This is a genomic window from Vibrio sp. STUT-A11 (genome assembly GCF_026000435.1).
GTDB lineage: Bacteria > Pseudomonadota > Gammaproteobacteria > Enterobacterales > Vibrionaceae > Vibrio.
The window spans coordinates 1,753,142-1,766,306 of record NZ_AP026763.1 but is presented as its reverse complement, the minus strand read 5'-3'; the positions used below and the strand labels follow the sequence as shown (position 1 = coordinate 1,766,306).

General features: G+C 45.6%; 13 protein-coding genes. 3 read left to right on the top strand and 10 right to left on the bottom strand.

Annotated elements, in window-relative coordinates; genetic code table 11:
- Positions 1 to 81: 81 nt before the first annotated feature.
- Entirely contained in the window at positions 82 to 1,119 is a 1,038-nt protein-coding gene (locus OO774_RS08415) for an extracellular solute-binding protein (protein ID WP_264901514.1), read from the top strand.
- Between the two features lie 67 nt (positions 1,120 to 1,186).
- Here OO774_RS08415 and cobB read toward each other — a convergent pair whose 3' ends face one another.
- Positions 1,187 to 1,909 (bottom strand): Sir2 family NAD+-dependent deacetylase, encoded by a 723-nt coding sequence (gene cobB / locus OO774_RS08410; protein ID WP_264901513.1) that lies wholly within the window; start codon positions 1,907 to 1,909, stop codon positions 1,187 to 1,189.
- 120 nt (positions 1,910 to 2,029) lie between these two features.
- Here cobB and OO774_RS08405 point away from each other — a divergent pair, with 120 nt between their 5' ends.
- On the top strand, positions 2,030 to 2,206 hold the full coding sequence (locus tag OO774_RS08405; protein WP_264901511.1) for a hypothetical protein: 177 nt from the start codon (positions 2,030 to 2,032) through the stop codon (positions 2,204 to 2,206).
- A 245-nt stretch (positions 2,207 to 2,451) separates the two neighbouring features.
- On the opposite strand, the gene OO774_RS08400 is transcribed toward OO774_RS08405, so the two are convergent.
- Positions 2,452 to 3,672 carry an ammonium transporter gene (locus OO774_RS08400; RefSeq protein ID WP_264901509.1) on the bottom strand — a complete coding sequence of 407 codons (1,221 nt, stop codon included), beginning with the start codon at positions 3,670 to 3,672 and terminating at the stop codon, positions 2,452 to 2,454.
- A 313-nt stretch (positions 3,673 to 3,985) separates the two neighbouring features.
- Complete coding sequence (locus OO774_RS08395) at positions 3,986 to 5,404, bottom strand: MATE family efflux transporter (protein WP_264901507.1); 1,419 nt, start codon at positions 5,402 to 5,404, stop codon at positions 3,986 to 3,988.
- A 133-nt stretch (positions 5,405 to 5,537) separates the two neighbouring features.
- Here OO774_RS08395 and OO774_RS08390 point away from each other — a divergent pair, with 133 nt between their 5' ends.
- The gene (locus tag OO774_RS08390) at positions 5,538 to 6,419 is read left to right on the top strand and encodes an AraC family transcriptional regulator (RefSeq protein ID WP_264901505.1); all 882 of its coding nucleotides are present in this window, start codon (positions 5,538 to 5,540) and stop codon (positions 6,417 to 6,419) included.
- Between the two features lie 30 nt (positions 6,420 to 6,449).
- On the opposite strand, the gene OO774_RS08385 is transcribed toward OO774_RS08390, so the two are convergent.
- The 7 genes from OO774_RS08385 to OO774_RS08355 all read right to left on the bottom strand — a co-directional run bounded on the left by OO774_RS08385 (position 6,450) and on the right by OO774_RS08355 (position 13,156).
- Complete coding sequence (locus OO774_RS08385; protein WP_264901503.1) at positions 6,450 to 7,007, bottom strand: sugar O-acetyltransferase; 558 nt, start codon at positions 7,005 to 7,007, stop codon at positions 6,450 to 6,452.
- Positions 7,008 to 7,302: 295 nt separating this feature from the next.
- Positions 7,303 to 7,719, bottom strand: a complete 417-nt coding sequence (locus OO774_RS08380; RefSeq protein WP_264901501.1) for a hypothetical protein — start codon at positions 7,717 to 7,719, stop codon at positions 7,303 to 7,305.
- The gene (locus OO774_RS08375) at positions 7,703 to 8,755 is read right to left on the bottom strand and encodes a formate dehydrogenase subunit gamma (protein WP_264901499.1); all 1,053 of its coding nucleotides are present in this window, start codon (positions 8,753 to 8,755) and stop codon (positions 7,703 to 7,705) included. The genes OO774_RS08380 and OO774_RS08375 overlap by 17 nt, the downstream gene beginning before the upstream one ends.
- Before the next feature lie 14 nt (positions 8,756 to 8,769).
- Entirely contained in the window at positions 8,770 to 9,378 is a 609-nt protein-coding gene (fdh3B, locus tag OO774_RS08370) for a formate dehydrogenase FDH3 subunit beta (RefSeq protein ID WP_264901497.1), read from the bottom strand.
- 11 nt (positions 9,379 to 9,389) lie between these two features.
- A complete protein-coding gene (locus tag OO774_RS08365; protein WP_264901496.1) occupies positions 9,390 to 12,245 on the bottom strand; it encodes a formate dehydrogenase subunit alpha in 2,856 nt (951 codons plus the stop codon).
- 10 nt (positions 12,246 to 12,255) lie between these two features.
- The gene (locus OO774_RS08360) at positions 12,256 to 12,456 is read right to left on the bottom strand and encodes a transcriptional initiation protein Tat (RefSeq protein ID WP_264906091.1); all 201 of its coding nucleotides are present in this window, start codon (positions 12,454 to 12,456) and stop codon (positions 12,256 to 12,258) included.
- Between the two features lie 73 nt (positions 12,457 to 12,529).
- Entirely contained in the window at positions 12,530 to 13,156 is a 627-nt protein-coding gene (locus OO774_RS08355) for a molecular chaperone (RefSeq protein WP_264901494.1), read from the bottom strand.
- Positions 13,157 to 13,165 lie beyond the last annotated feature (9 nt).

The following is a 13,165-nucleotide window of genomic DNA, read 5'->3' as shown; positions in this document are numbered from 1 at the left end:
TTGTACTTAATGCAATTTGGTTCAACTTGATCATTACCACTAGTATTGATTTGTCCAATCGCTAAACAAAACGGAAAACAAATGAAAAGTAAATTCTACGCAAGCGCTCTATATGCAGCGACTCTGTTCGCTACTCCTGCAATGGCGGCTGATCAAGAACTGTACTTCTACAACTGGTCGGAATACATTCCAAACGAAGTTCTTGAAGACTTTACAAAAGAAACTGGAATCAAGGTGCTTTACTCGACTTACGAGTCTAATGAAAGCATGTACGCTAAGCTGAAAACGCAAGGTTCTGGTTACGACTTGGTAGTACCGTCTACCTATTTCGTATCTAAAATGCGCAAAGAAGGTATGCTCCAGGAGATCGACAAAGAGAAGTTATCCCATTTTGCAGACATCGATCCTAACTTTTTAAACAAACCTTTTGATCCAAATAACAATTACTCTATCCCATATATCTGGGGTGCTACGGGTATTGGTATTAATGCAGATATGTTGGATAAGTCATCAGTCACTAAATGGGATGATTTCTGGGACAGCAAGTGGGAAGGTCAACTAATGCTGATGGATGATTCTCGCGAAGTTTTCCACATTGCATTAACAAAACTGGGCTACTCTCCAAATACGACAAACCCTGATGAAATCAAAGCCGCTTACGAAGAACTGCAAAAGCTGATGCCAAATGTATTGGTGTTTAACTCTGATTTCCCTGCAAACCCATACTTAGCAGGTGAGGTTTCTCTTGGCATGCTGTGGAATGGTTCTGCTTACATGGCACGTGAGGAAGGCGCGAACATTGATATTATCTGGCCAGAAAAAGGCACAATCTTCTGGATGGACAGTCTTGCGATTCCTGCTGGTGCTAAAAACGTGGAAGCCGCACATAAGATGATCGACTTCCTGCTACGTCCAGAGAATGCGGCTAAGATTGCTCTGGAGATTGGTTACCCTACTCCAGTTAAGACGGCGTTTGACCTGCTTCCAAAAGAATTTGTTAACGACCAAAGCATCTTCCCTCCGCAAGAAGTGATGGACAGCGGCACTTGGCAAGATGAAGTTGGTGAAGCGAGTGTGATGTACGATGAGTACTTCCAAAAGCTAAAAGTAAACAACTAATACCAGTCAAAGTAATAAAGAAAAAAGCGGCCAACTAAACTGGCCGCTTTTATTGTTTTTGAAGGCTTTATTGTTCTTCCAAAGATAAAATTTCATTCACCAACTTTGGTACTTCAATACTCGCCTTACCATAGCGTTTCTCTTCGAACTCACTTTCTATTGCACTTGGCTCCAGATTAATCTCGATGGTATGTGCGCCGTGCATTTTTGCATCGTGGACAAACCCAGCCGCAGGATACACCACACCCGATGTACCAATAGAAATAAACAAGTCCGCTTGTTCTAGTGCTTCGTATATGTCACCCATGCGGAGCGGCATTTCACCAAACCAAACAATGTGAGGGCGCATTTGGGACGGAATTTGACAACAGTGGCAAAGCTCACCCGTTTCGATATCCTCAGTGTGTTCTATCACCTGATGCGATTTGCTACAGCGGGCTTTGAGCAGTTCACCGTGCATGTGGATGACATTGTGGCTTCCGCCTCTTTCGTGCAGATTGTCGATGTTCTGCGTAATGACGGTCACTTTACCATCCAGCTCTGCCTCAAGGCGACCTAAAGCGAGATGCGCTGCGTTTGGTTGGATCGCCTCGTCCTGTAGCTTTTTACGACGTTGATTATAAAATGCCTGAACAAGGTCGGGATCACGCTCAAATCCTTCAGGTGTTGCCACATCCTCAATACGGTGGTTCTCCCAAAGGCCATCTTGGGCACGAAAGGTTTGTATTCCGGACTCCGCGGAGATGCCTGCCCCAGTAAGTACTACAATGTTTCTATACGGGAAATTCATAACTGATCCTTGTTGTTCTTTTTCATTAGCTTAACACTGAAACAATATCAGCTGTAGTAATATGGATTAGACAATAGTAGTAATGAACAATAATAAAGTGATATTTTGAGAGGAAGAACAATGAAGCACGTCTCTCTGGCTCTTGTCTTGCTTACAACGTTAGCGGCTTGCCAATTGACGCATGTTGAAGGTGAAATTGATGATGTGAGAGTGAGCGTTGGTACCAATGATCATGATAGGCACGATGGTCATGGTAAATTCTGCCCTCCAGGTCAAGCGAAGAAAGGCAATTGTTAAAAAGAGTGGCTGATGCCTAATGTTAGTCACTTAAGTATTTCCATAGAGTCATTCCAGCGAGCCTTAGCGAGACTAGGAATCTGGTATCAGCGTGCTGAGAATAGAGAAAAATACCTTTAATAACAAAGCACCCGGATAGAAGATCCTGAATCACGTTCTTTCGTCGCTGTTCAAGATGACTGGAGTATTCTGCTTAATGTTAAAAGAGCGGCATTAGGTTTAATGCCGCTCTTTTACATTTTTTATTAGTCTTCGTTAGTGGAAGAAATTTTGTGAATAGCCAGGTCGGCGCCATTAAATTCATCTTCTTCAGAAAGTCGAATTCCCGTTACTGCGTTAATTGCGCCATAGACAGCCAACGCACCTAATACAGCAATAGAAATACCTAATACAGTTCCCATAAGCTGAACAACAAGGCTAACACCGCCTAACCCGCCTAACGCTGTTTGGCCAAAGATGCCCGCAGCAATGCCACCCCATGCGCCACAAATGCCATGAAGCGGCCAAACACCCAACACATCGTCAATCTTGGTTTTGTTTTGTAGATGTGTGAACAGGTAAACAAAGAGCACGCCCGCAATCGCACCCGTCACCAGCGCACCGATTGGATGCATAAGGTCAGAGCCCGCACACACGGCAACTAATCCAGCCAGAGGGCCGTTGTGGATAAAGCCCGGGTCATTTTTACCCGCGATAAGTGATGCAATAATACCACCAACCATGGCCATCAATGAGTTCATTGCGACCAGACCACTGATTCCAGAAATAGCTTGAGCCGACATGACGTTAAAGCCGAACCAGCCCACACAAAGAATCCAGGCACCAAGCGCTAAGAATGGAATGTTTGATGGTGCAAAGTTGGTATGTTTGCCTGCGCGAATGCGCCCTTTACGCATACCTAAGAAAATGACGGCAACGAGAGCAATCCAGCCACCCACTCCGTGGACAACGACCGAACCTGCGAAGTCATGAAAGCCAAAACCAAAACTGGTTTCAAACCAATCTTGGACACCAAAATTACCGTTCCAAATTATGCCTTCAAACAGCGGATAAACGATACCTACGGTGAAAAATGTCGCTATGAGGATAGGATAAAAGCGAGCACGCTCGGCGATTCCGCCAGAGACAATCGCGGGTATAGCAGCAGCAAATGTTAGCAAGAAGAAGAACTTAACAAGCTCATATCCATTGCCTTGAGACAGTGTCTGCGCATCGGCAAAGAAAGTACCGCCATACGCGATCCAATATCCAATAAAGAAATAGGCGATGGCAGAAACACCAAAATCGGCCAAAATTTTAACCAACGCGTTAACTTGGTTCTTTTGACGTACGGTCCCTACCTCAAGAAAAGCAAAACCTGAATGCATCAGAAATACCATGATGGCGCCAAGCAATAAAAATAAGGTGTCGGAACTTTGGGTCAGGGTTTGTACAGCTCCGTATACCTGACTTACAGTTTGAGTCATTCTCGTTACACTCCATGCAGCAATATAAATAATCGCACCAAGCAGGTGCTTAAAAATTATCAATTCACAAAAATGGTGAATTTATTATGTTTGTACACTGCTTAGCAAAATGTGTTCCAGACTGTTTAAACTAGCTTGTATTGTTACGCGAACACCTATTAATCATATGAATATTAATAATATTTATAAATTTTAAAGAGCTTTAAGGGTAAGGTTTGGTCAATGCAGAAACGAAAAAAGCGCACCAAATTGGTACAAAAGTACCGATTTGGTGCGCGCCATTAAATGGCACAATAATTAATCAATAAGGAATTTAGTTGAAGGTTACGGTTTGTTTACTGGGTTCCGGCTCAGAGAGCTCCGTTCTCTCCTCAGATATTAGATTATTTAACCATTTACGCTGTAACACTCGATAGATGGCTAGCCCGGCTTTTACCACTTCTTCCGTCATAGAGATCAGATAAACCAAATACAGAGGCCATAGCCATTGCAAAGCACTAAGGTACACCAATGGAATACCTATACACCACATACAGAAAAGGTTAAATAACGCTGCAAACTTGATATCACCACCACTGCGTAATACACCAATGACTGCCACTGTATTAAACACTTTAATACACAGTGCTGATGCGAGAACGGCTAACACGTAAATTGCATTTGTTAGGGTTTGTTCGTTCAGCTTACCAAACAGCGGCACAATTTCCTCTCTCAGTAAATAAAGGACAATACCGACCAACACAGCAACGCCAGTGCCCAGCCATAAAAACACTTTTGATTGTGACCATGCCTGATGATATCGGTTTGCGCCCAACTCATGTCCGAGCATGGTCGAACACGCTAAAGCAAAGCCAAGGAAAAACGCGTATAGGCAATTTTCGAGTGGGCTCAAGAGGCTCATTATCGCCAAAGCTTCAACGCCCATTTGGCCGTAGATAAAAGCATAAACTAAAGTACCTAAAGCCCAGCCTCCATCATGCAACATCACGGGAATAGCGATGGCAGCAAACAGCTTAATGTTCTTGCAACTAAGCGCATTTTCAACATCGTTCTGTGTTGGTATCAACCATTGTTTTCTCCTCAAAATGAGCCCCACAATACATACAGTTTGCAGCAATCGCGCGATGGTTGTTCCCCAAGCACTGCCTGCAACACCAAGCTCTGGGCACCCTAAGTTGCCAAAAATTAACAACCAATTTAGTGCAATATTCAGAGCTACTGAGATTAGGCTAATTATGGTGGGTGTTTTACTATCTCCTGTTGCGCGAAGCGCTGCTTCAATGGGTACGACCAAACAAGTAAAGAACAATGATACCCCGGTTATCTGCATGTATTCCGCGCTCAGCAATACCAACGGGGCGTCTTCACTCGCCAAGTGCAAAAACAGTCTGGGATGGATGCTATATAGCGCAATAAATGGCAACGATATCAGTGTGGCAGCCATAACGGCTTGTACAACACAACGACGGATCCCTGCATCGTCTCCACTACCATAATACTGTGCTGCCAGTACATTCACGCCACCTGTGATTCCAAGGATCAATACCAGATTAAAATAGAAAATCCGGTTGCTGAGTCCTACCGCAGCCACTTCAGTCTCCCCGAGTTGACCGACCATCATGATATCGACCAGGCCTAATACCGCGTACAGCAACAGCTGTAACGCAAATGGTAAAGCAATGGAAAAAAGTCTGGGAAAAAAGGTGCTATCGTAAAGTGATTTTGATCTCATATCATTGCCTGCGGCCCTGAGAACGGGCTAATCAAAATAGAGAATCCCACTATAAGAAGTAGGCCACTATCAGGAAATAGGATAAACTCGCATCAGGATGGGAAAAACTATCAGGGGAAGGGAAAATCAAGGCATGACAACACCATGGCGAGACTGTTTAGAAGTAGACGACGCTACCGAAGAGCGATTTATAAGCCCTGAGAATGTATTGCCGTTGGCCAAAAATGACGTGCACTTATGTGGAGTTATGAAGGCTAAGAAGCACTATCGTGTCTGCCGTACACGGCCTGGTTTTCATGTTTTTCTTTATACTATTCATGGGCAAGCGCGCTTGTTTACTCCCAATAACACACTTTCCATAGAAGCTAATACGTTAAGTCTGGTGCCCGCTGATAGCATATGTGGATATGAACTGGTGGGTGATGAATGGGAATGTGCTTGGCTAAGTGTCGATAATACTAGGCAGTGGCAAACACTTTCTGGGAGTGCTCCCGAAGTGATGCACTGTGAACAAGCTTTGTCTGTTTATCACTTGATGCATTTGTTGCATCATGAACTCAAATCCATTCACGTAAATGATGGTAGCGTAGGAAGTTGTGGCCAACTTTTGGTGGATTTGATCCGTAGGTCCTTGCAGCGAAGAGCCGTCGTAGATCCAATAGAGGTAAAACTTAGACAACTGTTTAGTGAGGTTGAAAATCAGCTGCATTATCCTTGGTCTATCGAGGAGCTGGCAGCGCGAGTGCACTATTCGCCACCACACTTTCACAGAATATGTCTGAAATATTTTGAGCAGAGTCCAAAGCAGTATCTACTTGCGCTAAGAATGACCCGAGCTCGTCAACTGCTACAGGGTCAGCACCTTAGTATTAAGCAAGTAGCACATAGCCTTGGTTATTTTGATGTCAGTTATTTTTCTAATCGGTTTAAAAAACACTTTGGCGTGGCACCAGGTGCCGTGCAGCGAATTGCAAATTGCAGCGAGTCAGCCTCTGCAATAGGCTCTGAGGCCTAATTGCTAAGGTTGTTGCTCATGGTTAAACGGCTAAAAGTCAGGGGCCGATAGTTGCCTTATCACCTTGCATGGAGAGCCTACCGCTACTACGTTAGCCGGAATATCTTTGTTTACCACACTGCCCGCACCAATCACCGTGTTATCACCTATGGTTACCCCAGCCAACACAATGGCACCAGCACCAATCCAAACTCGGTTACCAATATGAATCGGCTCGCCGCAAGAGATAGGAGCAACCCGGTTTTCAGCCAATATAGGATGGCCAGCGGCACATAACTGGACTCTTGGTCCTATCAGCACATTGTCACCAATATGCACCTCGGCAATATCGGTTACCACTAAGCCATAGTTAACAAATCCACCTTGACCAAAAAAGATTTTTTCACCTAAATCACAGTGGAATGGCGGCACAATTTCATTGTTGTGATAGCTGCCCAGCAACTGGCTGAACAGTTGATGGCGTTTTTCTTTTTCCCTGGGATGAGTGTGATTAATCTGCCACAGTAGATCCTGTGCTTTATCAACTCTCGCCTGAAATGATGCGTTATATGGTTCTAACGTACTGAAATCATCCATTGTTGTGTGCATAACAACCTCCCTTGATACGACAAGAACTGGCTCAACTAGCCAACGTTTTTATTATAAGTAGAATCAAACGGACTGACTGTTGGATAAACTCGCATGACTTTGCAGGAAACTATCATTCTAGCGTTAAAAAGAAGTTTAACGTGAATGTTGGTTGGCAACAGTTTGAGTTAACCGTAGTGATATTTTCATCGTACTGCTGGGAGTGGGATAAGGTTTAGAATGAAATGAAAATCTTCACACTGATTTATAATATTAGCGTCATTCCTACTCTTAATAAGAATGACGCTAAGGAGACCTACAAGTTAGGACCTGTAGAAGGTCTGTGCGGCTTGTTACTACGTAATTGATGCATGCCTTGAAGCATCCGCCATAGCCACACGCCTATCGCTACAACGGCGAACACACTGCCAATGTATGGAATAACATACGCGATGTTATCTAACATTGTGCTACGCACCCAATAGTCACTGACCCCTTTTAACACACCATTTGTGGTGGCAACGGTCACGATTAAGACAACAAAGAACGTGAGGTACAGGAAGAAAGTACGAATTAGCCCGTAGTAATGCGAGATAACCACATCACTATCTTCGCCTTTATCCAAACGATAACCAGCATAGATAATAGCGACAACGCCTGAGATCAAAAAAGTGAACGGGGTGAAACAACTCAGGATATACGCAATCCAAATCCCGTTATGATGTTTGTTCATTCGCTTTCGCTCCTTTATCTGTTACTTCAACCTCGTCTGATTCTCCCATTGCCTGTTGAGATTTCACTTCTTCGTACCAAAGGTCGTGATGCTCTTTTGCCCATGTTTCGTCAACCTCACCTGTCACCATGCCTTCCAGTGCGCCTTCCATGCCGAACAAGCCGATATAGATATGGAAAACAAACCCACAGATAAGAATGAGCGCCGAAAGTGCGTGAACTAGGTTAGACAATTCCATATCACGGCGGGTTTGGTCGAAGATTGGGAAATCCAAAACCAACCCGCTTGCAGCCGTAATAGCACCGACAAAGATGAGTAACCAGTAAACCGCTTTCTCACCACCGTTAGAGAAACCAGCCGATGGATGAGTGCCTTTGTGTTTACCCACCATACCACCCATTTTCATGAACCAACGTACATCTGTCATGTTCGGGATCGATTTACGCCACCATTTGAGCAGAATTAACATCAACAAGATGAAGAACAGTGGCCCCACGTAATTGTGGTATTGCTTCGCCAGCATAACGATGAAACCCCAGAACTCACTAGGCACGTAAGGTTTCAGGAAGTGTTTGCCGTAAACTAGCATCAACCCACTGAACGCCAGGGTTAAAAAGGTAAACGCCATGCTCCAGTGCAGTGCACGATCGAGTCGAGACCAGCGTTTGATCTTTTTACCGGTGCGAGGCTTACTTAGCATCAACGGACCAACAAAGATATAAGCCAGGACAACAAGCGCGATACTACCGAAAATGGCAATAGCACCAGCTGGAGACATCCATTTTTCTTTCAGGATGTACCAGGTTTCGCCCGGCTTACTGATAAGCACGCCATGTTCTGGTGATTGAGACGTGGTGTAACCCGATTCACCCTGCCTGATCTGACGCCAATAGTCCGCTCCGGCAAGTTGCGTCATCTCCTGCTGTACAACTTTGGAAGATTGCTCTTCTGCGGATGTTGGCAGTGAAAAAGTCAGCAGTAATGCTGTCATTAACGACAGCATTACCAGAGACGCACGTTTTATAGTGTGTAACATGTGTCTCTCCTTACTTAGCTTTTGGTTGCGTCGTAAGAAAGGTCATTTCCGTCTGTCCAACCTGCATTCTTAGCGCCACGCTCTACAACACGCTGACGGAAAATATCCGATACTCTGTCGGCGTCACCTGCCAACAATGCTTTTGTTGAACACAGAGACGCACACATCGGCAGTTTGCCTTCAGCAATACGGTTTGCACCATATTTCTGACGTTCTTCAACCGAACCAGGTTCTGTCTCAGGGCCGCCAGCACAGAAGGTACATTTGTCCATTTTGCCTCGCTCACCAAACGCTTCTTGTTTCGGAAATTGAGGCGCACCAAATGGACACGCAAACAGACAGTAACCACAACCGATACACAGATCTTTGTTGTGAAGTACGATGCCATCTTCAGTATGCTCGAAGCAGTCTGCAGGACACACTGCCATACAAGGTGCGTCGGTACAGTGCATACAAGCAACAGAGATTGAGTTTTCACCCGCTTCACCGTCATTGAGCGTAACAACTCGGCGGCGCTGAATACCCCACTCGAGCGCATCGTCATTTTCGTTTTTACATGCAGTAACACAGCCGTTACACTCGATACAGCGTTTGGTGTCACATAGGAATTTCATTCGTGCCATTGTCGGACTCCTTACGCTTTATGAATGTTACATAGGGTTACTTTGGTTTCCTGCATCAGGGTAACCGGGTCGTAACCGTAAGTGGTTGCCGTGTTGGCAGACTCACCGCTTACATACGGTTGTGTGCCTTCAGGGTATTTAGGGCGAAGATCTTCACCTTCAAACTCACCACCAAAGTGGAACGGAATAAATGCCAGTCCCGGTTTCACACGACGAGTCACCATCGCTTTGACCTTGATTCGGCCTTTCTCCGCACCTTCAACCCAAACATCATCACCATCTTTAAAGCCAAGATCGTTTGCGTCTTTTGGGTTCACTTCTACGAACATCTCTTGCTGAAGCTCGGCTAACCAAGGGTTCGAACGAGTTTCATCACCGCCGCCTTCGTATTCAACCAAACGACCAGAAGTCAGAACAATCGGGTACTCGCCAGATTTGTCTTGGTCCTGAATCGATTTGTATAACGTTGGAACACGGAAAATCGCGTCTTTGTCTTCCCAAGTTGGGTAATCCGTTACAAGGTCACGTCGAGGTGTGTAGAGAGGCTCACGGTGCAGCGGTACGCGGTCTGGGAATGTCCAAACAATCGCACGAGCTTTTGCGTTACCAAATGGGATACAACCGTGCGCGATAGCAACACGCTGAATACCGCCAGAGAGGTCGGTTTTCCAGTTTTTACCTTCTGCTGCGACTTTCTCTTCGGCTGTCAGGTCACCCCACCATCCAAGTTGTTTTAGCAACTTGTCGGTAAACTCCGGATAACCATCTTTGATCTCACTGCCTTTCGAGTAGCTGTCTTCAGCGAGCAGGTTTTTACCTTCAAACTCCACACCGAAACGGGTACGGAAGTTACCACCACCTTCAGCAACGGTCTTCGACGTATCGTACAGGATGTGAGTGCCCGGGTGCCCCATCTCAGGCGTGCCCCAACATGGCCAAGGTAGACCGTAGGTTTCACCATTGATTGGTCCACCCTCTGCTTCCAGCGTAGTTTTGTGGAATGTGTGCCAGTTTTGTTGGTGCGCTTTGAGACGCTCCGGACTCTGACCTGTGTAACCGATCGTCCACATACCTTTGTTGAATTCGCGAGTCAGGTCTTCAATCAAAGGCTGGTTGTTTTCTACACGAATGTTTTTGAAAAGCAGATCGTCGAAGCCAAGCTTTTTCGATAACAGGTACATGATTTCGTGGTCAGGCTTTGACTCAAACAAAGGCTCGACAACCTGATCGCGCCACTGCAAAGAGCGGTTAGAAGCCGTAACACTGCCGTAAGTTTCGAATTGGGTAGTTGCAGGAAGCAGGTAAACACCATCAGTGCGATCGTTCATTACCGCCGCTACGGTTGGGTATGGGTCAACGATGACCATCATATCCAGTTTCTGCATCGCCTTCTTCATCTCAACACCACGTGTTTGAGAGTTTACAGCGTGTCCCCAGTAGAACATGGCGCGAATGTTTTCTCGCTGACGAATGTTGTCTTTGTCTTCTAACACACCATCGATCCAACGCGATACCGGAATACCAGCACTGTGCATTGGCTTTTGACCGCCGTACTCGTTGTCATCAAAACGGGCTTTGATCCATTCGTAATCGATGTCCCAAACTTTTGACCAGTGACGCCAAGAGCCTTCAGAAAGGCCATAATAGCCTGGTAATGTATCGGCTAGAACACCAAGGTCTGTTGCACCCTGTACGTTATCGTGACCACGGAAAATGTTGGCACCGCCGCCTGATTTACCAATGTTCCCAAGCGCAAGCTCTAGTACACAGTAAGCGCGAGTGTTGTTGTTACCTGTGGTGTGCTGAGTACCACCCATACACCAGACAACACAGCCCGGACGGTTTTCAGATAGTAGTTTTGCAGTCTGGTAAACGTCTTCTTCGCTTACGCCTGATACGCGCTCAACTTCTGCTGGTGTCCATTTTGCGACTTCAGCACGGATTTCATCCATACCAAATACACGCTGACGGATAAATTCTTTATCTTCCCATTGGTTTTCAAACACGTGCCACAATACACCCCAAATGAAAGCGACGTCTGAACCTGGGCGAAGAGATACATAGTGATCGGATTTTGCTGCAGTACGAGTACGACGAGGATCCGCCACTACGATCTTACAGTTGTTTTTCTCTTTTGCGATCAGAATGTGTTGCATCGCCACTGGGTGTGCTTCTGCAGGGTTAGAGCCAATGAACAGCATAGACTTACAGTTATGCATGTCATTGAAAGAGTTCGTCATTGCACCGTAACCCCAGGTATTTGCTACCCCCGCTACCGTGGTTGAGTGACAGATACGTGCTTGGTGGTCAACGTTATTGGTACCCCAAAGCGATGCCATTTTACGGAATAGGTATGCCTGTTCATTACTGTGCTTCGCACTACCTAGGAAGTAAACAGAATCAGGGCCGGATTCTTTACGGATATCCAATACCTTGGTGCCGATTTCTTCAATTGCTTCGTCCCAAGACAGCTTTTTCCACTTACCGTTTTCAAGCTTCATTGGGTATTTTAGGCGACGTTCACCATGGCCATGTTCACGCAGCGCAGCTCCTTTCGCACAGTGTCCACCAGCGTTAAATGGGTGATCAAAAGCTGGTTCCTGACCGGTCCAAACTCCATTTTGAACTTCAGCGTAAATACCACAGCCTACCGAACAGTGAGAGCAGATGGTGCGTTTCACTTCCGTTTTCGCTTCTGGGTCGACAGTTTTCGCTTGCGCTTTTTTCATCATGCCCGGCGCAAACAGACTTGCACCGACAACAGCGCCACCAGCAGCAAATGAGGTGTTTTTCATAAATGCACGGCGCGAAATACCAAGTTGATTGGTTTCTTTGCTCACACTGTCGGAGCGTTTGACAAGTTTCATCTCTTACCTCCTAAAGTGTGTCGTAGTAATCACGAATGTGTTGAGTTTCACGGTACCCTTTCTGCTTCACGTCTTTTTCAGAAGACTCAACGGATTCCGACGCGTTTGCCACTTTCGTGGTTCCTGCGACGACGGCACCAGCAACGGCAGCGGTTGTGAAGCCTTTCAATAGCTCCCTGCGGCTTGAGTTTATTTCTTTATTATCTTTCATCATTGCTTCCTTACCTTCCGGTAGATCTTTGGAGGATCATGCCTCTCTATCGATATGACTTTGTACTGCTTGATTACTCATAATCAGTGACGTTTTTCACATCAATTTTTAATTTGGCTTTACTGCTCTTTGTATTCTCGCTAAATCGAACCTGTTCAAGCGTCAGAAACGCGTTGCAAAGCTGAGCGGCTGGTTTATAAAAGTTTGCACTTTCTGCATTTTCTAACTGGCGAGTGAATGCGCTAAACCAAGGGGCGAGATGTTTGTTAAACACTGCTTGTTGCAAGCCCTCTTCTTCGTCAGTCAGCATGGCCATGACTTCACAAAGTGCTGAAATGTGATCTTCAGGTTCTTTCACGTTTTCAGCGCGCTCTATGCCCAGTAAATCTAAATCGTGACGAATTTCCGCTAGCGGTTTTTCCATCATTGAGCCTGTGCGGTGCCATGATCCAAATGGAACGACTTCACCACGACCAATACCGATAAAGAGATCTTGATATTCATCTTCAAGTGTTTCTCGATCGGCTTTTTCAGCCGCTAGCTGAAGCGCAGTCCATGCTTGTTGCATTACACTTGCCGAAGGTTCCACTTCCAGAGACTTAAGAAACTCAAGCATCTCTTCCGTTGGCGCACTACGAAAAAGCGCTGATAAAATCAGGTATATTTCTGTTCTCAGTGTTTGTTCTTGCTGTTTTTCCACTGTGATCTC

Coding starts and splice junctions, on each gene's coding strand:
- OO774_RS08360 (WP_264906091.1), bottom strand. CDS start 12,456: ATGAAAGATAATAAAGAAATAAACTCAAGCCGCAGGGAGCTATTGAAA.
- fdh3B (WP_264901497.1), bottom strand. CDS start 9,378: ATGGCACGAATGAAATTCCTATGTGACACCAAACGCTGTATCGAGTGT.
- OO774_RS08385 (WP_264901503.1), bottom strand. CDS start 7,007: ATGCACACAACAATGGATGATTTCAGTACGTTAGAACCATATAACGCA.
- OO774_RS08375 (WP_264901499.1), bottom strand. CDS start 8,755: ATGTTACACACTATAAAACGTGCGTCTCTGGTAATGCTGTCGTTAATG.
- cobB (WP_264901513.1), bottom strand. CDS start 1,909: ATGAATTTCCCGTATAGAAACATTGTAGTACTTACTGGGGCAGGCATC.
- OO774_RS08415 (WP_264901514.1), top strand. CDS start 82: ATGAAAAGTAAATTCTACGCAAGCGCTCTATATGCAGCGACTCTGTTC.
- OO774_RS08395 (WP_264901507.1), bottom strand. CDS start 5,404: ATGAGATCAAAATCACTTTACGATAGCACCTTTTTTCCCAGACTTTTT.
- OO774_RS08390 (WP_264901505.1), top strand. CDS start 5,538: ATGACAACACCATGGCGAGACTGTTTAGAAGTAGACGACGCTACCGAA.
- OO774_RS08380 (WP_264901501.1), bottom strand. CDS start 7,719: ATGAACAAACATCATAACGGGATTTGGATTGCGTATATCCTGAGTTGT.
- OO774_RS08405 (WP_264901511.1), top strand. CDS start 2,030: ATGAAGCACGTCTCTCTGGCTCTTGTCTTGCTTACAACGTTAGCGGCT.
- OO774_RS08365 (WP_264901496.1), bottom strand. CDS start 12,245: ATGAAACTTGTCAAACGCTCCGACAGTGTGAGCAAAGAAACCAATCAA.
- OO774_RS08400 (WP_264901509.1), bottom strand. CDS start 3,672: ATGACTCAAACTGTAAGTCAGGTATACGGAGCTGTACAAACCCTGACC.